General features: G+C 52.5%; 25 protein-coding genes and 1 riboswitch. Of the genes, 15 read left to right on the top strand and 10 right to left on the bottom strand.

The window, feature by feature from the left end; all coding sequences use genetic code 11:
• Nucleotides 1-24 precede the first annotated feature (24 nt).
• Genes mtgA through queG form a run of 3 tightly spaced genes read left to right on the top strand, consistent with a single transcriptional unit; the run spans nucleotide 25 to nucleotide 2572 of the window.
• Nucleotides 25-795, top strand: coding sequence for a monofunctional biosynthetic peptidoglycan transglycosylase (mtgA, locus tag BM025_RS14345; RefSeq protein WP_085850221.1), 771 nt, complete (start codon nucleotides 25-27; stop codon nucleotides 793-795).
• Nucleotides 796-846: 51 nt separating this feature from the next.
• The gene (gene fzlA, locus BM025_RS14350; protein ID WP_085850222.1) at nucleotides 847-1512 is read left to right on the top strand and encodes an FtsZ-binding protein FzlA; all 666 of its coding nucleotides are present in this window, start codon (nucleotides 847-849) and stop codon (nucleotides 1510-1512) included.
• A gap of 28 nt (nucleotides 1513-1540) precedes the next feature.
• Nucleotides 1541-2572 carry a tRNA epoxyqueuosine(34) reductase QueG gene (gene queG / locus BM025_RS14355; RefSeq protein WP_085850223.1) on the top strand — a complete coding sequence of 344 codons (1032 nt, stop codon included), beginning with the start codon at nucleotides 1541-1543 and terminating at the stop codon, nucleotides 2570-2572.
• A 15-nt stretch (nucleotides 2573-2587) separates the two neighbouring features.
• Here queG and BM025_RS14360 read toward each other — a convergent pair whose 3' ends face one another.
• Nucleotides 2588-3082, bottom strand: coding sequence for a hypothetical protein (locus BM025_RS14360; RefSeq protein WP_085850224.1), 495 nt, complete (start codon nucleotides 3080-3082; stop codon nucleotides 2588-2590).
• 66 nt (nucleotides 3083-3148) lie between these two features.
• Nucleotides 3149-4018: a branched-chain amino acid aminotransferase gene (locus tag BM025_RS14365; RefSeq protein ID WP_085850225.1), complete on the bottom strand. Its 870-nt coding sequence runs from the start codon at nucleotides 4016-4018 to the stop codon at nucleotides 3149-3151.
• Nucleotides 4019-4186: 168 nt separating this feature from the next.
• On the opposite strand from BM025_RS14365, the gene BM025_RS14370 reads away from it, so the two are divergent.
• From BM025_RS14370 to dxs, 5 genes are all read left to right on the top strand, one after another.
• Nucleotides 4187-4693 carry a MarR family winged helix-turn-helix transcriptional regulator gene (locus BM025_RS14370; RefSeq protein ID WP_085850226.1) on the top strand — a complete coding sequence of 169 codons (507 nt, stop codon included), beginning with the start codon at nucleotides 4187-4189 and terminating at the stop codon, nucleotides 4691-4693.
• Nucleotides 4690-5385: a response regulator gene (locus BM025_RS14375; protein ID WP_085850227.1), complete on the top strand. Its 696-nt coding sequence runs from the start codon at nucleotides 4690-4692 to the stop codon at nucleotides 5383-5385. Before BM025_RS14370 ends, BM025_RS14375 begins: the two co-directional genes overlap by 4 nt.
• Nucleotides 5386-5488: 103 nt before the next feature.
• Complete coding sequence (locus BM025_RS14380; RefSeq protein ID WP_085850228.1) at nucleotides 5489-5731, top strand: exodeoxyribonuclease VII small subunit; 243 nt, start codon at nucleotides 5489-5491, stop codon at nucleotides 5729-5731.
• Nucleotides 5731-6597: a polyprenyl synthetase family protein gene (locus tag BM025_RS14385; protein WP_085850229.1), complete on the top strand. Its 867-nt coding sequence runs from the start codon at nucleotides 5731-5733 to the stop codon at nucleotides 6595-6597. The genes BM025_RS14380 and BM025_RS14385 overlap by 1 nt, the downstream gene beginning before the upstream one ends.
• 14 nt (nucleotides 6598-6611) lie before the next feature.
• Nucleotides 6612-8540, top strand: a complete 1929-nt coding sequence (gene dxs, locus BM025_RS14390; RefSeq protein WP_085850230.1) for a 1-deoxy-D-xylulose-5-phosphate synthase — start codon at nucleotides 6612-6614, stop codon at nucleotides 8538-8540.
• On the opposite strand, the gene BM025_RS14395 is transcribed toward dxs, so the two are convergent.
• Nucleotides 8541-9404, bottom strand: a complete 864-nt coding sequence (locus BM025_RS14395; RefSeq protein WP_085850231.1) for an SDR family oxidoreductase — start codon at nucleotides 9402-9404, stop codon at nucleotides 8541-8543. It abuts the gene before it with no gap.
• Between the two features lie 137 nt (nucleotides 9405-9541).
• Between BM025_RS14395 and BM025_RS14400 the strand changes: the two genes are divergently transcribed.
• From BM025_RS14400 to BM025_RS14410, 3 genes are all read left to right on the top strand, one after another.
• Nucleotides 9542-11020: an AMP nucleosidase gene (locus tag BM025_RS14400; protein ID WP_085850232.1), complete on the top strand. Its 1479-nt coding sequence runs from the start codon at nucleotides 9542-9544 to the stop codon at nucleotides 11018-11020.
• A gap of 130 nt (nucleotides 11021-11150) precedes the next feature.
• Entirely contained in the window at nucleotides 11151-11438 is a 288-nt protein-coding gene (locus tag BM025_RS14405) for an HU family DNA-binding protein (RefSeq protein ID WP_085850233.1), read from the top strand.
• 80 nt (nucleotides 11439-11518) lie between these two features.
• Nucleotides 11519-12379: a DMT family transporter gene (locus BM025_RS14410; protein ID WP_085850234.1), complete on the top strand. Its 861-nt coding sequence runs from the start codon at nucleotides 11519-11521 to the stop codon at nucleotides 12377-12379.
• A 1-nt stretch (nucleotide 12380) separates the two neighbouring features.
• On the opposite strand, the gene aroC is transcribed toward BM025_RS14410, so the two are convergent.
• Nucleotides 12381-13484 (bottom strand): chorismate synthase, encoded by a 1104-nt coding sequence (gene aroC / locus BM025_RS14415; protein WP_085850235.1) that lies wholly within the window; start codon nucleotides 13482-13484, stop codon nucleotides 12381-12383.
• A 101-nt stretch (nucleotides 13485-13585) separates the two neighbouring features.
• A riboswitch (TPP riboswitch) is annotated at nucleotides 13586-13687 on the top strand.
• A gap of 43 nt (nucleotides 13688-13730) precedes the next feature.
• Between aroC and thiB the strand changes: the two genes are divergently transcribed.
• From thiB to BM025_RS14430, 3 genes are read left to right on the top strand one after another with little or no spacing between them, the layout of a single operon-like run.
• Nucleotides 13731-14705 carry a thiamine ABC transporter substrate binding subunit gene (thiB, locus tag BM025_RS14420; RefSeq protein WP_085850236.1) on the top strand — a complete coding sequence of 325 codons (975 nt, stop codon included), beginning with the start codon at nucleotides 13731-13733 and terminating at the stop codon, nucleotides 14703-14705.
• Nucleotides 14681-16231 (top strand): thiamine/thiamine pyrophosphate ABC transporter permease ThiP, encoded by a 1551-nt coding sequence (locus BM025_RS14425; RefSeq protein WP_085850237.1) that lies wholly within the window; start codon nucleotides 14681-14683, stop codon nucleotides 16229-16231. The genes thiB and BM025_RS14425 overlap by 25 nt, the downstream gene beginning before the upstream one ends.
• Nucleotides 16218-16913: a thiamine ABC transporter ATP-binding protein gene (locus tag BM025_RS14430; RefSeq protein ID WP_085850238.1), complete on the top strand. Its 696-nt coding sequence runs from the start codon at nucleotides 16218-16220 to the stop codon at nucleotides 16911-16913. Before BM025_RS14425 ends, BM025_RS14430 begins: the two co-directional genes overlap by 14 nt.
• Before the next feature lie 54 nt (nucleotides 16914-16967).
• Here BM025_RS14430 and BM025_RS14435 read toward each other — a convergent pair whose 3' ends face one another.
• From BM025_RS14435 to petA, 3 genes are read right to left on the bottom strand one after another with little or no spacing between them, the layout of a single operon-like run.
• A complete protein-coding gene (locus tag BM025_RS14435) occupies nucleotides 16968-17759 on the bottom strand; it encodes a cytochrome c1 (protein ID WP_085850239.1) in 792 nt (263 codons plus the stop codon).
• Nucleotides 17760-17776: 17 nt separating this feature from the next.
• Nucleotides 17777-19102, bottom strand: a complete 1326-nt coding sequence (gene petB / locus BM025_RS14440) for a cytochrome b (RefSeq protein WP_085850240.1) — start codon at nucleotides 19100-19102, stop codon at nucleotides 17777-17779.
• A gap of 11 nt (nucleotides 19103-19113) precedes the next feature.
• Nucleotides 19114-19677 (bottom strand): ubiquinol-cytochrome c reductase iron-sulfur subunit, encoded by a 564-nt coding sequence (petA, locus tag BM025_RS14445; RefSeq protein WP_085850241.1) that lies wholly within the window; start codon nucleotides 19675-19677, stop codon nucleotides 19114-19116.
• Nucleotides 19678-19927: 250 nt separating this feature from the next.
• Between petA and BM025_RS14450 the strand changes: the two genes are divergently transcribed.
• Nucleotides 19928-20593, top strand: coding sequence for an outer membrane protein (locus BM025_RS14450; RefSeq protein ID WP_085850242.1), 666 nt, complete (start codon nucleotides 19928-19930; stop codon nucleotides 20591-20593).
• A gap of 10 nt (nucleotides 20594-20603) precedes the next feature.
• Here the strand turns inward: BM025_RS14450 and BM025_RS14455 are convergent, their stop codons facing one another.
• From BM025_RS14455 to dapF, 3 genes are read right to left on the bottom strand one after another with little or no spacing between them, the layout of a single operon-like run.
• Nucleotides 20604-21272, bottom strand: a complete 669-nt coding sequence (locus tag BM025_RS14455) for a glutathione S-transferase (protein WP_085850243.1) — start codon at nucleotides 21270-21272, stop codon at nucleotides 20604-20606.
• Entirely contained in the window at nucleotides 21269-22531 is a 1263-nt protein-coding gene (gene mtaB / locus BM025_RS14460; protein WP_085850244.1) for a tRNA (N(6)-L-threonylcarbamoyladenosine(37)-C(2))-methylthiotransferase MtaB, read from the bottom strand. The genes BM025_RS14455 and mtaB overlap by 4 nt, the downstream gene beginning before the upstream one ends.
• On the bottom strand, nucleotides 22531-23379 hold the full coding sequence (gene dapF, locus BM025_RS14465; protein ID WP_085850245.1) for a diaminopimelate epimerase: 849 nt from the start codon (nucleotides 23377-23379) through the stop codon (nucleotides 22531-22533). Before dapF ends, mtaB begins: the two co-directional genes overlap by 1 nt.
• Nucleotides 23380-23382 lie beyond the last annotated feature (3 nt).

A 23382-nucleotide genomic window follows, 5' to 3' on the forward strand; every position in this document is an offset into this window, starting at 1 on the left:
CACCAGACCATGAATCACTGCACTATGGTCAAAACACCCAAAAAATCCAAAGCGCCCCAGCGCAAAACTACAAAACCCAAAAAGCCTGCGAAGTCTGTTGCAAAGTCTAGCGCCGCACCGCGGGGTTTTTTGGCACGCCAGCGTCTGCGCGTCTTGCGGTTGGTTTTTGGGGTGTGTCTTCTCGGCTTTATTTGGATTTTGGCCTATAGTTTTATACCAATTCCGACGACGCCATACATGATGTCGGAGCGTCGCGAAAACGGTGACATTGATTATCAATGGGTGCCGCTTGAAAGCATGGCTCCTGTTTTGGCACGGGCCGTTGTTGCCGCCGAGGATGCGAATTTTTGCACGCATTGGGGGTTTGATCTGAATGCGATTCGTGCGGCTATTGATGACGGTAGCGGGCGCGGTGCGTCGACGATCACGCAGCAAGTGGTTAAAAATGCGTTCTTGTGGCACGGGCGGTCGTGGCCGCGCAAAGCGTTGGAAGCCATTGTGACGCCGATCGTGGAGCTGACATGGACAAAGCGACGCATTCTTGAAGTGTACCTGAACATCGCTGAATTTGACCAAGGCATTTTTGGTGCAGAGGCCGCTGCGCGTGCTTATTTCGGGGTTGGTCCCGAAGAATTGACTGCCCAACAGGCCGCGCAACTCGCAGCCGTCTTACCCGCGCCAAAGCTACGCAATGCAGGGCGTCCGGGTCCATTCGTTCGGCGAAGGGCCGCGCAAATTGTTGATGGCGCGGCGACAATTCAGGCCGATGGGCGTTCTGGCTGTTTCGAGGATTGAACTGCCCGCGCTTTCACGGCACTTAGGGATAAAACAACAAGAGTAGTACCAATGATCCGACTTTTCCACGTTCCACTTTCCCCATTTTGCCGCAAGGTGCGCTTGAGTTTGGCAGAAAAAAAACTTGAAGTGGAGCTTGTCGAAGAGCGTTATTGGGAACGCGATCCCGATTTTCTGCGGCGCAACCCCGCTGGAAAGGTTCCAGTTTTACGTATCGACGACATGATTTTGTCCGAAAGTGCGGCCATTTGCGAGTACATTGAAGAAAAGCACCCAACGCCATCTTTGATGCCAAACGACCCCGAGGGTCGTTTTGAAGTACGTCGTTTGGTGTCTTGGTTTGATGATAAATTTCACCACGATGTGACATCAAATCTTTTGTATGAGCGCGTGAATCGTAAGTTGACCAAGTCTGGTTACCCGGATTCTAAAAACGTCAAAGCAGGATCCAAAGCGATCAAGTATCATTTGGATTATATGGCTTGGCTTTTGGATCGGCGTCGTTGGCTTGCTGGCGATTCAATGACTTTGGCAGATTTTGCTGCCGCTGCGCATTTGTCGTCGCTTGATTATATTTCCGATGTGGATTGGAATCGTTCGGCCGTCGTCAAAGATTGGTATGCAAAAATAAAATCACGCCCTGCATTTCGGTCGCTTTTGGCCGACCATGTGTCAGGCTTTCCGCCACCTGAGCATTATGCTGATCTCGATTTTTGAGCTAGGCTAGCCCAAAGGGGCGTATGATTTGGCTGAAATAGACAAAGAAACACTGCGTCAGCATGCCTTGGCCGAAGGGTTTTCGCAGGTCGGCTTTGCCCGTCCTGAATTGCCCGAAGCCATGGAAAGGCTGCAACAGTTTGTCGACTTGGAGCGCCATGGACAAATGGCGTGGATGGCCGATCGCATGGCGTGGCGCGGTGACCCGTCTGCGCTGTGGCCTGAGGCAAAGTCAGTGATCATGTTGGCCGAAGCCTATACGCCAGACGATGACCCGATGGCGGCTATTGCGCGCACAGATACAGGCGCTATTTCGGTGTATGCCCGCAATCGTGATTACCACGACATCGTCAAAAAGCGTCTAAAACGTGTTGGACGTTGGCTTATTGATCAAGCGGGGCCAGACACGCAGATCAAGGTGTTCGTCGACACGGCCCCGGTTATGGAAAAGCCCCTTGGTGCTAAGGCGGGTCTTGGGTGGCAAGGCAAACATACCAATTTGGTTGGTCGCGATTTGGGCAGTTGGTTCTTTTTAGGGGCGATCTTTACCACGCATAATTTCGACCCTGATCCAGCTGAACATGATCATTGCGGGTCTTGTACAGCATGTCTGTCGGCGTGTCCGACGGATGCATTTCCTGCGCCCTATCAAATTGATGCACGTCGCTGCATTTCATATTTAACGATTGAACATCATGGCCCTGTTGATGCAGAACTGCGGCCGCTTTTGGGCAATCGTATCTATGGTTGCGATGATTGTTTGGCCGCGTGCCCGTGGAATAAGTTTGCAGTCGATGCTGCGGATATACGATACCACGCGCGCGCGGATCTTGTTTCGCCACCTTTGAGCGAACTGGTCGCGTTAGATGATGCCGCGTTTCGCCTGCGGTTTTCGGGATCTCCGATCAAGCGGATTGGCCGCAATCGTTTCGTTCGCAACGTTTTGTATGCTATCGGAAACTCACATCAGCCCGAATTGCGTGAGAGCATTCTACCGCTTTTGTCAGACCCAGATGGGACGGTGGCTGATGCAGCCGCTTGGGCATTGGCGCAGTTTTAAAGCGCGCTGGGGGTATCAGTCTTCAAAGACGCGAAACCAAGAAGTAGAATTTTCCGCTTGGGCTTTTTGTTCTTTTTGTAAGGCCGCCATTTTGTGTGCTTTGAGCAGGCGCTCTGCATGGACGGCTGTTTTGATCCCGCTGGCAGCGTCTGAAAATGAGTAGGGACCAATTTTGTTTCGCCCAACCATATAGGTCACTGTCACGGCAGAGCTTTGGGGGGTGGATCGAAACTTGACCCGAACTTCGCTGTTGTAGCGTTCGAACGGCAGCCTTAACGCGTCGGCGTAGTCTTGGTTCGATATCCGTTTGGGGGCTTGGTCGCCAATCGTGACAACCGCAATGATTTCACCAGTTTCAGCAATAAGCCCCGCGTCTGCGAGTTTTTGTATGGTGACCCCAAGTGGGCGAAAATGTGGATTTTTTGTAATGAAATACGCAGCCAACGCCGCCATGGCCGGAAGCACTATGCAGGCTGCAATCAGCATTCCAATGAGGGTGTCTTTTTTCATCAACTGGTATCTCCGGCGTATTTAACGCCAGAGATTTAGCAAAAGACGCTTTAGATTTTCCTAATTTTAGCTGCGAACCAGCTTTTCATAGGATTCTGCCACATCACGTGTCAGCGCACCGACTTTAAACATGTGGTCGCCAATTTGCCCAACCGGCGTGACTTCGGCCGCTGTGCCTGTCAGCCAGCATTGTTCAAACCCTGCAAGTTCCTCGGGCATGATCACGCGCTCATGCACAATGATGCCTTTGTCTTTGAGCATTTGAATGATGGTCTGGCGGGTGATGCCGTTGAGAATGGCGTCTGGGATTGGCGTATGCACTTCGCCGTCTTTTACGAAAAAGATGTTTGCGCCAGTCGCTTCGGCGACATACCCGCGATAATCCATGAACAACGCATCAGAACAGCCTTTAGCTTCGGCTGCGTGTTTGGACATTGTGCAGATCATGTAAAGGCCCGCAGCTTTCGCGGCTGTTGGGATTGTCTCGGGGGAAGGGCGTTTCCATTTTGCGATATCAAGTTTCGCGCCCACATTTTTCGCATCGCCGTAATAAGCGCCCCATTCCCAAGCTGCGACAGCCATGCGGACAGGGTTTTTGTTTGAGGCAACACCCATGTCTTCGCCCGCGCCGCGCCATGCAATTACACGTACATAAGCATCGGTCCATCCATTGGCCTCTAACACCGCGTATTTCGCAGCTTCGATTTCGTCGATGGAATATGGGATTGGCATATCAAGCAATTCGCCTGATTTGATCAAGCGGGCGGAATGTTCGCGTGATTTGAAAATCTTGCCATTGTAGCAGCGTTCGCCTTCGAACACAGACGACGCGTAATGCATAGCGTGGGTCAAAATGTGAACCTGTGCATCGCGCCACTCGACGAGAGCGCCATCCATCCAAATTTTACCATCGCGATTTTCGTATGAACCAGCCATTGCGCCATCCTTTAACTTTTAGTGCATTTTGCGATTGTTGCGTATAGATAGGATATCGAAGACATTATCTTGCGCAAAACCTGATATGCGCTATCAATTGAAGCTTGGAATGTCAATGTCGCTGACTTAAAATGCTCAGAGATTACGTAAATTGTGAATGAGGACAGTATGGCCGACGGTAAGAGTACACGGAGCGGTGAGAGCCTATTGTTTTTGAAAGATGAACAGCTGCGCAAAGGGATCGAGGCGATGTTTTTTGCCTATCGCGGCTTTACGGCAGACCCAGACAGAATTTTAGATAAACACGGGTATGGGCGTGCGCATCATCGCGCTGTGCACTTTATCAACCGTGCGCAAGGCACCACCGTGAACGCGTTGCTTGGTGTGCTTGGAGTGACGAAACAGTCTTTGAACAGGGTTCTGCGCACCCTTATCGCGGATGAACTGGTCGAAAGCCGTGTGGGGCAAAGAGACAAGCGTGAGCGGCATTTGTTTTTGACGCCCAAGGGCAAAGCTTTGGAGGCTGAATTGTCTGAGGCACAGCGTGCGCGTATGCGAGTCGCGTTTAGCACGGCTGGCCCCGAAGCTGTCGCGGGGTTCCGAGATGTGCTAGAGGCGATGATGGACGCAGATCAAAGAACCTATTTTGATACGTTAAAGGAGAAAACTCTGTGAGTGACATTCATCTTCTCATTGTTGACGACGATGAACGCATTCGCCAGTTGTTACAAAAGTTTTTGATCCGCAACGGATTTTGCGTCACTGCGGCGCGCGATGCGGCCCATGCACGGCGTCTTTTGGCTGGGCTTGAGTTCGATATGATCGTGATGGATGTCATGATGCCTGGCGAAGATGGTGTGACTTTGACGCGCAGTTTGCGGCAAACTTTGGCGACGCCTATTTTGCTTTTGACGGCAAAGGGCGAAACGGAAGACCGGATTTCCGGGCTTGAGGCGGGCGCAGATGATTATCTTGCAAAGCCATTTGAGCCCAAAGAACTGCTATTGCGGATCAACGCTGTTTTGCGCCGTGTGCCGCAGGTTGAAGATGTGGCAGCTTTGCCCAAGTATCTGCATCTGGGTAATTTTAGATATGACATTGAGCGTGGTGAATTGTGGGAAGGCGATCAAATTGTACGTCTGACGCAGACCGAAGCACAGCTTATGCGTATCTTTACCGCGACGCTTGGTGAATCTGTCTCGCGCAGTGAGTTGGTTGAAAAGCTCGGGCGCGATGGGGGCCAAGCGCAAGAGCGTGCCGTGGATGTTCAAATCACACGCCTGCGTCGCAAGTTTGAAACCGATCCGCGCCAACCCCGTTTCTTGCAAACTGTACGTGGATCTGGATATATGTTGAGCCCCGAATAGGGAAATTTCCTGCCAAAGGCTTGATCTGGAACTGGCCAACAGGGGGCAATCCCTTGTAGGTAGGCCTAGATGAGTAAGGAATAGTTTTTCAGGAGATGCTGATATGACCGAAACACCTGTGTCTGAAATGAGCTTTGAAGCGGCGATGGCAGAGCTTGATCAAGTCGTTGCCAAGCTTGAGCACGGTGAAGTGGCGCTTGAAGACAGCATCAAACTGTACGAACGTGGCGCAACGTTAAAGGCGCATTGCGAAGCCAAGTTGAAAGATGCGACTGAAAAAGTTGAAAAAATCTCGGTTGGCAGCGATGGAAAACCGGCATCTGCGCAACCTGTTGAAGGCCTCTGATGCACGCTAAACTTGATCGTTGTTGTCAGCTGGTTGACACATGTTTCGATGCTGTTTTGTCCCCGATGGGGCAATCCCCCGTTGAACTTGGCATGCGCTATGCTGTGAGCGGCGGCAAGCGATTGCGAGCGTTTTTGGTGCTCGAAAGCGCTGCGCTTTACGACATTAATCCTCTGCAATCTGTTTGGTCCGCCACAGCGATTGAAGCGATGCATGCCTATAGTTTGGTGCATGACGATCTGCCGTGCATGGACGATGATGATTTGCGGCGCGGCCAACCGACTGTTCACAAAAAATGGGATGAAGCCACAGCTGTACTTGTTGGCGATGCTTTGCAGACCCTGTCTTTTGAATTGTTGGCGCGCTCAGAAACATCTGAGTCGAGCGATGTTCGACTCAATTTGATTGCCGCCATGGCCCGCGCCGCTGGTGCGCAAGGCATGGTTCTTGGGCAGGCCCAAGACATCGCGGCGGAAACGACCAAGACCCCGCTTGATTTGTTTGCGATCACTGAATTGCAGGCAAATAAAACAGGGGCGCTGATTGAATGGGCCGCAATCGCCGGCCCTATGCTTGTTGGCGCGGATCAAACGCCTTTGGCACGTTACGCACAAGCGATCGGGCTGGCCTTTCAAATCCAAGACGACATTTTGGACGTGATTGGTGACACAGATAAAACCGGAAAAGCCGTGGGCAAAGATCAGGACGCTGGCAAAGCGACATTCGTGTCTTTGCTGGGGCTTGAGGGGGCACAAAAACGCGCCTCCGCCTTGGTGGATGACGCCTGTGCGGCACTTAGCCCGTTTGGCGCGCGCGCAGAAACCTTGCAGGATATCGCTCGGTTCGTTATTTCCCGCGAAACCTAAGAAAGCTAAAGCGCATGTCTGATCGTCCCGACACCCCAACGCTTGACCGAGTTTCAATCCCTGCGGATTTGAAGGTCTTGTCCGATTCAGAGCTGAAACGCGTCGCCAGTGAACTGCGCGCCGAGACCATTTCAGCGGTGTCGGAAACAGGTGGGCATTTGGGCGCGGGTCTTGGAGTCGTCGAATTGACGGTCGCGCTGCATGCCGTTTTTGACACGCCAAAAGACCGACTGATCTGGGATGTGTCGCATCAGTGTTACCCCCATAAAATTCTGACAGGGCGTCGCGATAAAATTCGCACCTTGCGCCAAAAGCATGGGTTGTCTGGTTTCACCAAGCGCTCGGAAAGTCCATTTGACCCCTTTGGGGCTGCCCACAGTTCGACGTCTATCTCTGCCGCGCTTGGATTTTCTGTGGCGCGCGATTTGGGTGGTGCGCCTGATCCCGCGCTGGGCGATGCAATTGCTGTAATCGGTGACGGGTCCATGTCTGCGGGCATGGCGTTTGAGGCGATGAACAATGCGGGCCATTTGGGCAAGCGGTTGTTTGTGATTCTCAACGACAATGAAATGTCGATTGCCGAACCTGTCGGGGCGCTGTCCAGCTATCTGTCCCGCCTTTATGCGGGCGAACCGTTTCAAGAATTGAAAGCTGCCGCCAAGGGCGCGGTGTCTTTGTTGCCGCCGCCCTTTCAAGAGGGTGCGCGCCGCGCCAAGGAAATGCTCAAGGGCATGACTGTTGGCGGCACGATGTTTGAAGAGCTTGGATTTTCCTATGTTGGCCCGATTGATGGTCACGATATGGATCAGCTTTTGTCGGTTTTGCGCACAGTTAAAACCCGTGCCACTGGCCCAGTTTTGATCCATACGATTACCAAAAAGGGCAAAGGTTACGCCCCCGCCGAACGTGCGCTCGACAAAGGTCACGCGACAAGTAAGTTCGATGTGCTGACCGGAAAACAACAGAAATCGACCCCCAATGCCCCGTCTTACACGTCGGTCTTTGCCAAAGCCCTGCTGCAAGAAGCGGCTGAGGATGACAAGATTTGCGCTGTAACGGCTGCGATGCCTGATGGCACAGGGCTCAATTTGTTTGCTGAACGCTATGGATCACGCTGTTTCGACGTGGGCATTGCCGAACAGCATGGCGTGACCTTTGCGGCTGGTTTGGCTGCTGGTGGGATGAAGCCCTTTTGCGCGATGTATTCAACGTTTTTGCAACGCGGTTATGACCAAGTTGTGCATGATGTTGCGATTCAGCGTTTGCCTGTCCGGTTTGCGATTGATCGCGCTGGTTTGGTCGGTGCTGATGGTGCCACGCATGCAGGGTCTTTTGATGTTGCGTTTCTCGCAAATCTGCCCGGATTTGTTGTGATGGCCGCTGCGGATGAGGCCGAATTGGTACACATGGTGGCGACAGCTGCGGCCCATGATGATGGACCTATCGCGTTTCGGTATCCACGTGGTGAGGGTGTTGGTATTGAGCTGCCAGAACGCGGCACGCCGATTGAAATCGGTAAAGGGCGCATCATTCAAGAGGGCGCGCGCGTTGCTATTTTGTCGTTTGGCACCCGTTTGGATGCTGTGCGCAAAGCGTGCGAAAGCTTGGCCCAAAAAGGCATTACGCCCACCATTGCAGATGCGCGGTTTGCCAAGCCTTTGGACCATGAACTTATTCGCACTTTGGCCGAAAATCACGAGGCCCTGATTACGGTAGAAGAGGGCGCTATCGGTGGATTTGGGTCACATGTTGCCGATTTTCTTGCCAATGAGGGCGTGTTTGATCGTGGCATAAAGTTCAGATCAATGGTGCTGCCCGATACGTTTATCGATCAATCCAGCCCCGAAGATATGTACGCCACGGCAGGGTTGAACGCTGCAGATATTGAAGCCAAAGTGCTGCATGTTTTGGGAATCACCGACATTTCTGCCAAGCGCGCCTGATCAGCTTTCAGCGGCCAAGAGCGCTTTAAGGCCCGAATGGTAGTCAGGGTAAATCAGCGACACGCCCAACGCATCTTTGATCCGATCATTGCGCACTTTTTTGCTTTCCGCATAAAAGCTGCGGGCCATCGGTGTCATCTGCGCGGTCTCAAAGTCTTCAGTGGCGGGGATCGGTAATCCCAACAGTTCGGCAGCATGGCCAATAACGTCTTCGGGTGGGGCGGGCATATCATCGCACACATTGAATATTTGGCTGGAATCGGGACGATGTATCGACGCTAAAAGAACCTGCGCAATGTCTTCGACATGGGTGCGTGAAAAAATCTGATTTTGCTTGATGATACGCCGTGCAGTGCCGTTTCGCACTTTGGCAAAAGGTCCGCGCCCCGGGCCATATATCCCCGCAAGTCTGAAAATCTTTAGGTTTAGGCCAAGGTCTTTGGCCACCGCGATCCAGTGTGCTTCGGCTTCGACACGTGCTTTACCGCGCTTGGTCGCGGGGGTCAGGGGGGTGGTTTCATCCACCCAATCACCATCATGGTTGCCATAAACGCCAGTGGTCGACAGGTACCCGACCCATTTCAAATTTTTTGCAGCATCTTTTAGGCTTTCCAAGTGCTGCGCCAAAAATGGATCACCTGCATCCGTGGGCGCAGCCGATGTTAAAAAATGAGTGGCCTTGAGCAGATCATCATGAATCGTTTCGTCTGGCAGTACACGGCACGTCATGCCTGTTTTGCGCAAGGTTAGAGCCTTGTCCAACCTGCGCGTTGTTCCTGTGATGTCCCAGTTTAGGGGCAGCAAAAGGGCCGCGAGAGCTTGGGCAGAATAACCGTGACCGTATGAAAAGAGATGATCTGGCATGATGTGATGTCCGATAAGAATGTACTAGCGTGCGCACTGGGCTTGCGTCGCCCTTGGAGTTGGTGACAATGCACACCCAAAGGTCAAGGATCAAGGCCGTGACACCAATTGAAGATCGCATTTGAGGAACCGTAGATATGTCTGATACAGGATTTAAGCTTGAAACGCCTCCCCATCGTGCCCCAGAGCTTTTTTCGGATGCCGCCGCAGCTGTTCAGCGGCTTGAAGAGCTATACGTCGAGGCAACGACATTTTTGACGTCGCAATTCTCACGTGTTGCTGGTGGGGCAAAACCAACTGCAAGGTACCGTGCATATTACCCAGAGATTCGCGTTGTCGTCGCGTCCTATGCGTCGTCAGACAGTCGGTTGTCATTTGGCCATGTGTCAAAGCCTGGAATTTATTCGACCACGATCACGCGCCCTGATTTGTTTCGAAACTATCTGACGTTTCAGTTGCAGCAATTGATCGCAAACCACGACATAAAAGTAGGTATTGGTCCATCGCAAACGCCCTTGCCGGTTCATTTTGCCGTGGCAAATGATGACAGCATCACTGTCCCACAAGAAGGCGTGATGGATTATCCGTTGCGGGATGTTTTCGACGTTCCTGATTTGTCGACCACGCATGATAATATCGTCAACGGGTCTGAGTTTCATTACGAAGATGGGTCTGGCCCTTTGGCGCCCTTTACAGCACAGCGCATCGATTATTCGTTGGCGCGGTTGTCTCATTACACCGCCACCGATGCAGATCATTTCCAAAACCATGTGCTGTTCACGAACTACCAGTTCTACGTGTCAGAATTCGAAGCCTATGCGCGCACTCAGCTGGCCGATCCAGATAGCGGCTACACAAGCTTTGTCAGCACTGGAAATGTTGAAATCACGGACCCTGAGACACCGATCGATCCCGTCGAAAAGATGCCGCAGATGCCGACATATCACTTGAAGCGGGCAGATGGATCTGGCGTCACGTTGGTGAACATCGGGGTTGGTCCGTCCAACGCCAAAACAGCCACGGATCACATTGCAGTGCTTCGCCCGCACGCGTGGATCATGGTGGGACATTGTGCGGGGCTTCGAAACTCTCAGCGCCTTGGCGACTTTGTTTTGGCCCACGCCTATCTGCGCGAAGATCACGTTCTGGATGCTGATCTACCTGTTTGGGTGCCTATTCCTGCGCTTGCCGAAATTCAAACATCGCTTGAAGGGGCGGTGGCGCAGGTGACGCAGCTTGAAGGATACGAGCTGAAGCGGATCATGCGTACTGGCACGGTTGCAACAATCGACAATCGCAACTGGGAGCTGCGGGATCAATCAGGTCCTGTGCAGCGCTTGTCGCAATCGCGTGCTGTTGGATTGGATATGGAAAGCGCGACAATCGCCGCTAACGGATTTCGGTTCCGTGTGCCTTATGGAACGCTTTTGTGTGTGTCTGACAAACCTTTGCATGGCGAACTTAAGTTGCCTGGCATGGCGTCTGATTTCTACAAAAGCCAAGTGTCACGGCATTTGTTGATCGGTATTCGCGCGATGGAAATCTTAAGAGAAATGCCTATCGAGCGGATTCACAGTCGCAAATTGCGTTCATTTGAGGAAACTGCGTTCCTTTAAAGCGGAAAAATGCCGTAAAAGTTATGAAAATGTCATGGTTTGCCACACTAAGCGTTGTGTGGACCTACTATATTGGCTTAGAAATGCTCGATAACCCCCTAATCCATGGGGGAGATGAGGAGATACAGACATGTCGAAACCAATGACTAAGACCCAGCTCGTTGCTGCTTTGGCAGAAGAACTGGGCGCAGATAAAAAAACTGCTGGTGCTGCTCTTGAAGCTGTAACTGCGATCATCACGCGCGAAGTTTCTGCTGGCGGCGCCGTGACCCTTCCTGGTGTTGGCAAAATCTATTGTCGCGAACGTCCAGCACGTATGGTGCGTAACCCACAAACGGGTGAGCAAATGCCAAAAGATGCTGACAAAGTTGTAAAAATGACAATTGCAAAAGCGCTTAAAGATAGCGTGAACGAGTAAAATTCACTCGCTTTGCTATTTGGGAGGGTCGTGCATTTGCGCGGCCCTTTTCGTTTTAATAAATGAATTGAGAAAGACCAATGGATTTTAAAGCACTTTTGATGGGCTTGGCTTTTGTTTTGATGTGGTCTTCTGCCTTTACATCGGCTCGTATTATTGTCGCAGATGCCCCCGCTTTGGCATCGCTTGCGCTGCGCTTTTTGATGTCCGGTATTGCAGGTGTTCTTTTGGCGCGCGCTTTGGGCCAGAATTGGCATTTCACACGCAAACAGTGGCGGGCGATCATTATTTTTGGCGTGTGCCAAAACGCAGCCTATCTGGGTCTTTATTTTCTGGCGATGCGCTCTGTCGAAGCATCATTGGCCTCTGTGCTGGCGTCATCAATGCCGCTCGTCGTTGCGTTAATTTCAACGCTCTTTTTGCATGAAAGGCCGCGCCCCGTAGCTGCACTTGGTTTGGGCATCGGGTTCTTGGGTGTTTTGCTGATTATGGGCACACGCCTGTCTGCTGGCAGCGATATGGTTGGTATTTTGATGTGTGTCGTTGGCACCATTGCACTTGCTGTTGCGACACTGTCTTTGCGGTCTGTCGGTGCTGGACCCAATGTGTTGATGGTGGTGGGGCTGCAAAGCTTGATTGGCAGTGTGGTGCTGGCGTTCTTGTCACCTTTGGTGGATGTTTACCACGTTACCATGTCGACCAGTCTCGTGGTCGCGATGCTTTATACGACGTTTGTGCCCGGCCTTTTCGCAACATGGCTTTGGTTTAAATTGGTCGAGCGTATCGGAACAGTCAAAGGCGCGGCCTTTCACTTTTTGAACCCGTTTTTCGGGGTCGCGATCGCCGCAGTCCTGCTGGGCGAACGCGTGAATGTTTGGGATATCGTTGGAGTGGTGACGATTATGATCGGCATCTTGGCAGTGCAGTTGTCAAAAGCTTAACTTACTTTCCAAACACGCCCAAAGGTTCCGCGCCATTCTGACCACGATGCAGCAAAAAGTGGTCCAATATCACACAGGCCATCATCGCCTCGCCCACGGGCACGGCGCGGATGCCGACACAAGGGTCATGACGCCCTTTGGTGATCAAATCCGTGTCCTTACCGCTTTTCGTGACCGTCTTGCGTGATGTTAGGATCGAACTTGTTGGCTTCACCGCAAAGCGCACGACCAAATCTTGGCCTGTCGAAATACCACCAAGAATACCACCGGCATGGTTCGACATATATTCAGGTCCATCAGGGCCCATGCGAATTTCGTCAGCGTTTTCTTTTCCTGTCAGCATCGCGGCATTCATGCCCTCGCCAATTTCCACACCTTTGACGGCGTTGATTGACATCATGGCAGAGGCCAAATCCGTATCGATTTTGGCATAGATAGGCGCGCCAAGACCCGCTGGTGCGCCTTTTGCTACAACTTCGACCACAGCGCCGACCGATGAGCCTGATTTGCGGATGTCATCCAAATAATCCGCCCAATTTTTGGCAGTCACAGCGCTGGGCACCCAAAACGGATTGTTGTCGATTTCCGACATATCCCGTTCGCCGATGATACCATTTGGGCCGATTTGGGTCATATACCCTTTAATCTCAAGGCTTGGGATCAACTGCGCCAGCGCCGCACGCGCAATACCACCAGCTGCAACACGTGCAGCAGTTTCGCGCGCAGAAGAGCGCCCACCGCCTCGGTAATCGCGAATACCGTATTTTTGGAAATAGGTGATGTCAGCATGACCGGGGCGGAACTTTTCAGAAATATCACCGTAGTCTTTAGAGCGCTGATCGGTGTTACGGATCATCAGCTGGATGGGCGTGCCTGTGGTTTTACCTTCGAACACACCTGACAGTATCTCAACCTGATCGGCCTCGCGCCGCTGGGTTGTATATTTTGACGTGCCCGGTTTACGCTTATCAAGCCAGATTTGTAGCATCTCTTCGTTCAACTCAATACCCGGGGGGCACCCATCGACAGTCGCGCCCAAGGCTGGGCCGTGGCTTTCGCCCCAAGTGGTGAAACGAAATAGGTGACCGAATGTGTTCATGCTCATGGTGTGCTCCTTGATCGCCTATTCGTTTAACGGGTGTTGAGCCGCTCGAAAAGGGGGCACGGCGTCTGGGGCTTGCGCTTTGTACGATTAACGCTAGATTGCGGCTTACCTCGGGGTGCCACCAGATGTGGCTGAGATGCGCAAGCGGACCCGTAGAACCTGACCCGGCTAAAACCGGCGGAGGGAAGGTATTCGCCTCATAGGATGCGACCTTTTTCTTCGCCCATTTTTTGAATGGAGCGAGCTATGAAATATAGCCTAACACTTGCCGCCAGCCTTATGGCCACATCAGCTTTTGCTGATCCTTTGACCATTTATGCACCAGATTACTTTGGATCTGAATGGGGTCCAGGCCCTGCAATCAAAGCGGCGTTTGAGGAAACATGCGATTGTGAAATCGAGTATGTCACGGGCGATCTGTTACCTCGTTTGCTGCTCGAAGGCGCACGCACAAATGCCGACATCGCGATTGGGTTTAATTCTGATGTGACCAAAAAAGCGCGGGAATCGGGTCTGTTTGTGCCGCATGGCGTCGACATGTCACCGCTGACTTTGCCACTTGATTGGACAGATGACACGTTTTTGCCCTTTAACTGGGGCTATACGGCATTTGTTTACGACAACACCAAAATCACCAATCCGCCCACCAGCTTTGCCGAGCTTGTGAACAGCGAAGAAGATTGGAAAATTGCGATCCAAGATCCGCGTACGTCTATTTCTGGTCTGGCTTTGATTCTATGGGGCAAGCAGGTGTTTGGCGATGATGCCGAGGCAGCATGGGCAAAACTAGCGCCCAAAGTGACCACTGTGACCAAAGGCTGGTCTGAGGCATATGGTATGTTCACAGACGGCGAAGTCGATATGGTGCTGTCTTACACAACATCGCCCGCCTACCACATCATTGCCGAAGAAGATCAGTCCAAATCGGCGGCTCTTTTCGACGAAGGGCATTACTTCATGGTTGAATTGGCCGCCAAGTTGAAAACGACTGACCAACCTGAACTTGCAGATCAATTCATGGCGTTCATCATGGATGAAAAGTTTCAAAAACTGATCCCAACCGCCAACTGGTCTTACCCTGCTGCTTTGCCAAAAGAGCAATGGCCGACCGAGTTTTCTCAACTCAATTACCCTGAGAAAGCAATTTTTCTGAATGAAGACGAAGCCGCAGCGCTTCGGGATGAGGCAATCGCTGAATGGCGCGCCGCGTTCTCGCAATAAACCCTTGGCCGGGGCTGATTGTCGCTGGATTGGTGACGTTTTTTAGCCTCGGCACTTTGCTGACTGTGGCGCTGCGTGCGGACAGTTTCGGAGCACTTGATCACTTTGATTGGGCCTCTGTGAGGTTTACTGTGGTGCAGGCATTCTGGTCTGCAGTGCTGTCCGTAGGCCTTGCAATTCCTGTGGCACGGGCTTTGGCGCGGCGCTCCTTTTGGGGACGCGGTGCATTGATCACCCTGCTGGGCGCGCCGTTTATTTTGCCCGTGATCGTTGCGATCTTGGGACTAACCGCTGTGTTCGGGCGGTCTGGTATCGTTGCTTATTTACTAAATTTAGCCGGGTTAGAGCCTATTTCGATCTATGGATTTCATGGCGTTCTGTTGGCACATGTGTTTTTTAACCTGCCCCTTGCGACACGTCTTTTGCTACACGGTTGGGTGTCTATTCCAGCAGAGCAATTCAGATTGGCAGGTGCGCTGAATTTCACCTCGCAAGACACGTTTCACCATATTGAATGGCCGATGTTGCGCACACTTGCGCCTGGGATTTTGGCAATTATTTTCTTGATCTGTACAACCAGTTTTGCCGTGGCGCTGACATTTGGCGGGGGGCCAAAAGCGACAACTGTTGAGTTGGCCATTTATCAAGCGTTCAAATTTGACTTTGATATTGGCAAAGCGGCCCTTTTGGCTGGCATCCAATTTGTGATCTGCGCGATTGCTGCGATCGCATCGCTTTGGCTGCATGTTCCACAAGCTGTGATGAGCGGGCAGGATCGGATCGTTCAACGATTTGATACGGGGCGTTTCAGACTCAAAGTGCTTGATGCGGTGTGGATCGTTATGGCGTCTTTGTTTTTGATCGTGCCTTTGTTGGCGATTGTGATGCAGGGGGCATCAAGTGTGATGTCATTGCCTGAAGCGGTTTGGACAGCGGCGTTGCGGTCGGTTTTGACTGCCGTTACATCGGCAGGTCTGTCGCTGGTGTTCGCGCTGGCCTTGGCGCTTGCTGCCATTAGGTGGCAATGGTTAGAGGGTGTCGGCATGCTAAGTGTTGCTGCCTCGCCATTGGTCATGGGAACGGGCTTGTTCATTTTGGTGTTCCCATATGTTGATCCCGCAAGCATCGCTTTGGCGGTGACTGCGCTGGTGAATGCGGTCATGTCGCTGCCGTTTGTTTTGCGATCCATTGGGCCCGCCGTGCGATCAAGTGAGCAACAGTTTGGGCTATTGTCCGACAGTCTTGGTCTTGTCGGGTGGGCACGTTTGAGGCTGGTGATCTTGCCGCGTATTCGTGCGCCAATGGGATTTTCCGCTGGGCTGGCCGCAGCGTTGTCGATGGGGGACTTGGGCGTTGTGACCTTGTTTGCACGCCCAGATGGGGCCACTTTGCCATTGCAAATTTACCGTCTCATGGGCGCATATCGCATGGACCAAGCTATGGGTGCGGCACTCTTGCTGCTGCTGTTGAGCCTTGTGTTGTTTTATCTTTTTGACAGAGGGGGGCGGGCGCATGCTGTGTCTTAAGAATGTCGTCGTACAGCAAGATGACTTTCGCTTGCAGGCCAATTTTGACATCCCCACGAGGCGGCGCGTTGCTGTTTTGGGTCCGTCAGGGGCAGGTAAAAGCACGCTGCTGTCCGTGCTTGGCGGGTATCTGGCCACGACAAGCGGGCGGGTGCTGTGGCAGGGGCTCGACATCACAGACCAGCCGCCAAGCCAGCGACCCATTGCGACTGTGTTTCAAGACAACAATCTATTTCCACATATGACGGCGGTTCAAAATGTCGGACTTGGGATCAAGCCGAGTTTGAAATTATCGCCCAAACAGACCGAGCAGGTTGATGATGCATTGCGCTCTGTCGAGCTTGGTGATTTTGGCCAACGCCGCCCCGCCGCATTGTCTGGCGGGCAACAAAGCCGTGTGGCTTTGGCGCGATTGTTGGTGCAGCAAAAGCCCCTGATCTTGCTGGATGAACCGTTTTCAGCGCTCGGGCCATCAATGCGCTCGGATATGGTTGATTTAGCACGTGATATTGGCGCGCGCGCAGGGGCGACGCTTTTAATGGTGAGCCATGATATCAAAGATGTTGAACACTTTGCCGATGACGTGATCTGGGTGGAAGAGGGGATGTGCCAAGCACCACTGCCTTTAGCCGATTTTCTCAATCACCCGCCTCAAGGCTTCAAAGATTACGTTGGCGATTAGATACAAAAAAGGCGCCCCGCAAGGAGCGCCTTTTGTCTTTGATCGTCTGTAAATTTACAGATCGAACTTTTTGCCTTTGTGCGGTGCCCACAATTTCTTGTTTGTGAGGTACAGCAAGACAGTGAGCAAAATCAGCATTGTAACGGCGATAAAGCCTGCTTGTTTACGCGCCATCATTTTTGGCTCTGCTGTCCACATCAAGAAAGATGCAACATCTTCCGATTCGTGGTGCAGTTCGTTGGAATGGCCATCTGCGAATTCAACGTCTTCACCGTAAAGCGGGGGCGCCATAGCGATCCAGCCACCAGGAAAGGCGGTGTTTTCGTAGAATGTCGTGCCTGCGGACTCTTTTTCTTCACCGGTGTAACCAGTGAGAATTGAGACGATGTACTCAGGGCCGCCGATGCCGTTGAGGAACTGGCTGATGCCTGTGCCCATTGGACCGTGAAAGCCCGCGCGCGCCTTTGCCATCAAAGACAAGTCAGGTGCGTTGGACAATGACGATTCTGGGAAAAAGTCAGCTGGTTTTCTAGGGCGATCATCGTCCAATTCTGCATCATAGATATCGAACTGAGTGGCGTAAGCACGCACTTGATCTTCTGGCAGGTGTGGCCCGCCTTCATCTGCAAGTGTACGAATTGGTACGTGCTTTAGGCCGTGACAGGCAGAACAAACTTCAGTGTAGATCTGCAAACCACGTTGAAGTTGGTTTTGGTCGAATTTGCCAAACGGGCCTTCGAAGCTGAAGTCCACATCATGTGTGTGACCTGCGTCGCCGGCTGCCATTGCTCCACCAGCGCTCAGCGCCAGTGCAACAAATGCGGAGAGAGTAAGTTTCTTAAACATAATTCCTAAGTCCTTTCTCACTCTGCCGAGTCTTTGGCAGCGCCAGGGTAGTGAGCAACGAAGTCATCTTCGATGGTCGCTGGCAGTGGCAATGGTTTTTCGAATACGCCCAAAAGCGGCAGGATTACCAAGAAGTAAGCAAACCAGTATGTCGCACCGATCAATGAGATCCAGTCATGTGGGAACTCAGTGTCACGCGCGCCAACCCACATCAAAACGACAAAGTCGATTGCAAGCAGGGCAAACCACCATTTGAACATGGGGCGGTATTTACCTGAACGTACTGACGATGTGTCGAGCCAAGGCACAAGAGCCATGACAAAGATCGCACCGAACATCGCAAGCACACCAAAGAATTTCGCATCAACGATGCCGCCTGTGAGGAAGGACACAAACTGAACAGCCCAAACATCCGCAGTGAACGCACGCAAGATCGCGTAGAACGGCAAGTAGTACCATTCAGGAACGATGTGTGAAGGCGTCGAAAGTGGGTTGGCAGGGATGTAGTTGTCTGGGTGGCCAAGGTAGTTCGGCATAAAGCCAACGACCGCAAAGAACACGACCAAGACAACGCCAAGTGCAAAGAGATCTTTGATCACGAAGTATGGCCAGAATGGCAGTGTGTCTTTCTTGGCTTCTTTGACAGAGCCGCGACGCACTTCAACACCTGTTGGGTTGTTGTTGCCTGTGTGGTGGAACGCCCAGATGTGAACAATCACAAGGCCGGCAATCACGAAGGGCAGCAAATAGTGCAGCGAGAAAAAGCGGTTCAGCGTGGCGTTATCAACAGCAGGTCCGCCCAAAAGGAACGTCTGCAAGGCTTCGCCCACGAATGGGATCGCGCCGAACAAGCCGGTGATCACAGTCGCTCCCCAAAATGACATCTGACCCCAAGGCAAAACGTAGCCTAAGAAACCAGTTGCCATCATCAAGAGATAAATGAGCATGCCGATGATCCATGTGATTTCGCGCGGGGCTTTGTATGAGCCATAGTAAAGACCGCGGAAAATGTGCAGATACACAGCGATGAAAAACAAAGACGCGCCGTTTGCGTGCAAGTAACGCAGCATATGGCCGCCGTTCACGTCACGCATGATGTGTTCAACAGAGGCAAACGCCATGTCGACATGTGGCGTGTAATGCATCACCAGAACGATACCGGTGACGATTTGCAAAACCAGACAGAACGCAAGGACAATGCCCCAGATCCACATCCAGTTTAGGTTTTTTGGTGTCGGCGCAGTGAGCGTCGCGTGAACAAGGCCAATAATAGGAAGACGGCCGTTGATCCACTTTTCGATACCTGTTTTAGGTTCGTAGTGGTCGTGCGGAATACCAGACATCAGTTTCTCCCTCAGCCCAATACGATTTCAGTGTCGCCATCAAAGGCGGCTACTGGAACAGGCAGGTTGCGTGGAGCTGGACCTTTGCGAATGCGGCCAGCGGTGTCGTAGTGAGAGCCGTGACATGGGCAGAACCAACCACCAAAGTCGCCAGCGCCATCGCCAAGCGGTACACACCCAAGGTGCGTACACACGCCCATCATCACCAACCATTCGCCGTTTTCGTCCAGCGTCCGGTTTGCGTCTGAGGCGTCTGAGTCAGCTGCGACGTTGTCATTTTCAGCTCTGTCATCGATCAGGTCGGCCAAATCAACGGCGCGTGCGGCGTCGATTTCGTCTTGCGTGCGGCGGCGAATGAATACGGGCTTGCCGCGCCATTTGACCGTCAGCTGCGTGCCAACTTCGATATCACCTATGTCAACGCGAATAGAGGCAAGCGCCTTAACATCAGCTGAGGGGTTCATTTGATTGACCAGCGGCCATACTGCGGCGCCCGTGGCGACAGCACCAGCGCCAGCTGTGGCGTAGTACAAAAAGTCGCGGCGGTTGCCTACGTGTTCGTCTGCGTGGGACACGAGCAATTCTCCATTGTCTCAAGCCGGTCATCCGGCCAATGCATGCAAAGGCCACAGTTTCCCGGAGCCCTTCTGAGGCGCTTTTAGCTGCGGACTCGTCTCACGTCCAGCATACAATCGGTTTCATATAGGGGCGCGTTGTCGCGGCACCACAGTTCATGCGACCTTTGAGTGGCTTGAAGCACTAAACTGGAGCGATTACGATGAAACAAGAAACGATGCAGTGTTCCTTATTCGCAGAGATGGACGCATGACCCGATTCACTTTGAATGTTGTTTTGGCCAGCCTTTTGATCTTTCCATGTGTCGGCGCGCAGGCGGAAACAGAGCTTTCTTTTTACACTGGTTACCAAACTGCGCCCCATTCCTCTGTCGAGGGCAACGATCCTGAGGCAACGTGGACTGATGAGTTCACAGCTGGATGGGACGGTAATAGTTTTGTCGCCCCACCTTATTACGGTGTGCGCGCCATTCTCTGGACGTCTGATACCTTTGGTTGGGGGGCTGAATTCACCCACGCCAAAGTTTACGCAGATGATTCGACCTTAGCTGCCAACGGTTATGATCGGTTCGAGTTCACCGATGGTTTGAATATCATCACGATCAACGCCATGCGCCGCTGGCCTAGGCAATGGGGTGATAAAGTCACGCCTTATGTTGGGGGTGGTGTCGGGTTTGCCATGCCGCATGCCGATATTCAGGCTGCAGGTGGCGTCCATACCTATGGCTACCAAATCACCGGCCCTGCCGTGCGCGCAACGGCAGGCGTGAACTATGAGGTCAATGAAAAATGGTCCGCCTTTGCGGAATATCAGGGCACCTATTCTATGAATGATGTCGATTTGGACAATGGTGGTTCTTTTGAAACCAACGTGATCACCAATGCTTTGAACATTGGTTTGGGATTCTTATTCTAAAAGGCTTTGCCTAAAAATGTGTCAGATCAAGCGATTTGGGGAACGTCTGCACAGCAGCGCCTGCGTGCCAAAGGGGGTATTTCCCCATGATATCTGCGAACATCTGACTGTCTAAGAACTGTTCAAGCCATCTTTTGACACCGTCCCACGGCTCGGCGTCAAACCAGCTGCGGTCCACATTGGCGAATTGACGTACGAATGTGATCGTCGCCATATCAGCCAAACAAGGTCGGTCCCCAAACAGCCATTTGCGCTGACGCAACTGTGCGTCGACGGTCCCTAAAATTTCCCGCGCGATGCCACGTTCGACTTTTGCATCAATATTTTCAAACCGAGTCGCATATTTGTAGCGGTCCAGCGCGTTTTTGAACGGGCCTTCAATCTTGGCGATCCACGCAGCGCCCTCAGACGGCATATTCAACCATCCATCAGGATCGTTTTGCCCAAGCGCCCAGTCCATAATATCACGGCTCTCGTCAATCACGCGATCCCCAAGCCAAAGCACAGGCACGGTGCCTTTTGGAGACAATTCAAGCATATGTGCTGGCTTGTCGCGTAAAATAATCTCGCGCACTTCAACGGTGATTCCCGCACTGAGCAACGCCAATCGTGCTCGCATGGCATACGGACAGCGGCGAAAGTTATACAAAACGGGCATGGCCAAGGTGTCGTGGGTCATGCAACCAACTGTGTGCCGTTGAGGCCTAGGATTTTGGCCGTGACCAAGGCTCCCTCAGTTTGAGCGGTTTCAAAGCGCACTTCGGTGAATTGTTCGGTGCGGCCCATGTTCGGATTTTCCATCAAAATATGATGTGTGCGCCCGATTTGCGCCTGCAAATGCTTTTGCACCTGTGCATCGCCCGCCGCGCGCAATCGTGCTGCGCGGTCTTTGATAATGTTGCCATTCACCTGAGTTGGGATTTTGGCAGCTGGCGTACCCTCGCGTTTGGAATAGGGAAACACATGCAGCCACGTTAGATCGCACTCAGACACAAGTTTGATCGAGTTTTCGAAATGCGCGTTAGTCTCCGTTGGAAACCCTGCAATAATATCAGCGCCAAAGGTCATGTCGGGGCGCAATTTTTTCGCGTCTTCACAAAATTTAATCGCATCATCGCGCAAATGACGGCGCGCCATACGTTTGAGAATCAAATCATCGCCATGCTGAAGTGATAGGTGCAAATGCGGCATCAAACGGGGCTCGGTGGCGATGGCTTGCATCAACGCGTCATCGGCTTCAATCGAATCAATCGATGAAATGCGCAGGCGTGGCAAATCAGGGATCAGTTTTAAGATCCGCATGACCAAATCACCCAAATGTGGCTCGGCAGGCAAATCAGCGCCCCATGACGTCAAATCAACCCCAGTGAGCACGACCTCATTATAGCCTTTGTCCACCAGACGTTTGATTTGATCGACCACAACGCCCGCAGGCACAGACCGCGAATTGCCGCGACCATAGGGAATGATGCAAAACGTACAGCGGTGATCACAGCCGTTTTGCACCTGAACATAGGCGCGGGACCGCGTGCCAAAGCCATCAATCAAATGCCCTGCGGTTTCAGTGACTGACATAATGTCGTCAACCTGCACGCGCTCAGTCTCGCCAATGAAATTCGGCCCCATGGCGTTCCATGTGTCGGCTTGCATTTTCTCGGTGTTGCCAATGACCACATCGACCTCATCCATGCTGGAAAAGGTCGCAGGTTCGGTTTGCGCGGCACATCCCGTGACAATAATTCTCGCCTCAGGATTTTCGCGCTTTAACTTGCGAATCTCTTGGCGGGCTTTGCGCACAGCTTCGGCCGTCACAGCGCAGGTGTTGACCACAACAGCGTCTTGCACGCCAGCGCTTGCTGCCAGTTCTTTCATCGCCTCGGTTTCATAGGCGTTCAGACGACAGCCAAGTGTCGCAAAAATAGGGGCATTGGCAGACATTAGACCTGCTCCAAAAATGTGGCGTCAAATTCGCCCGCAAACACAAGCGTGGTCGGGCCTGTCATCCAGACGCCATCATCGCGCCACTCTAGGGCAAGCCAGCCCCCGTCCACTTCCATCCGCACGGATTTGTCTGTGAGACCACGCAACGACGCCGCAACCACCGTCGCACAGGCACCAGAGCCACAAGCCAGCGTGATGCCCGCACCACGTTCCCATACGCGCATCCGAATCTCACTGCGGCTGCGCACTTCGGCAAATTCCACATTGGTACGTTCAGGAAACAGCGGATCATGTTCAATCGTGGCGCCTTGAGTGGGCAAATCAATGTCTGTGATGTCGTTCACAAAAAACACGGCATGCGGATTTCCCATGCCAACAGCCACAGGATCTCCCGCAAGAGGCAAGTGTTCAACATCGACGTTGGCCGCCAATGGCACTTGGTCCCATTCCAGAATCGGAAGCCCCATGTTCACAGAGACTTCGGTGCCCGCGCGCTCAGCCTGCAACAGTCCGCGTTCGGTGCGGATGAGAATTGTGTCTTTGCCAGTCTCATCCATCATAAGGCGCGCGACACATCGGGTGGCGTTGCCACAAGCACCTGCACGCGATCCATCGTTGTTCCAAAAGTCCAAATCAATGTCGGCACTTTCAGATGTGCGAATCTCGGCAAGCTGATCAAATCCCACGCCACGATTGCGATCACCAATAGCTTTGGCCAGCGCAGGGGTAATCTGCGCGTCGCGTCCACGCGAATCGATAATGACGAAATCATTGCCAAGCCCATGCATTTTCAGGAAAGAAAGCTTTGAGATGGGCGAGCGGGTAGGGTTTGGTTCATTGTGCATAAG

It is taken from the genome of Pacificibacter marinus, from assembly GCF_900109555.1.
Lineage (GTDB): Bacteria > Pseudomonadota > Alphaproteobacteria > Rhodobacterales > Rhodobacteraceae > Celeribacter > Celeribacter marinus_C.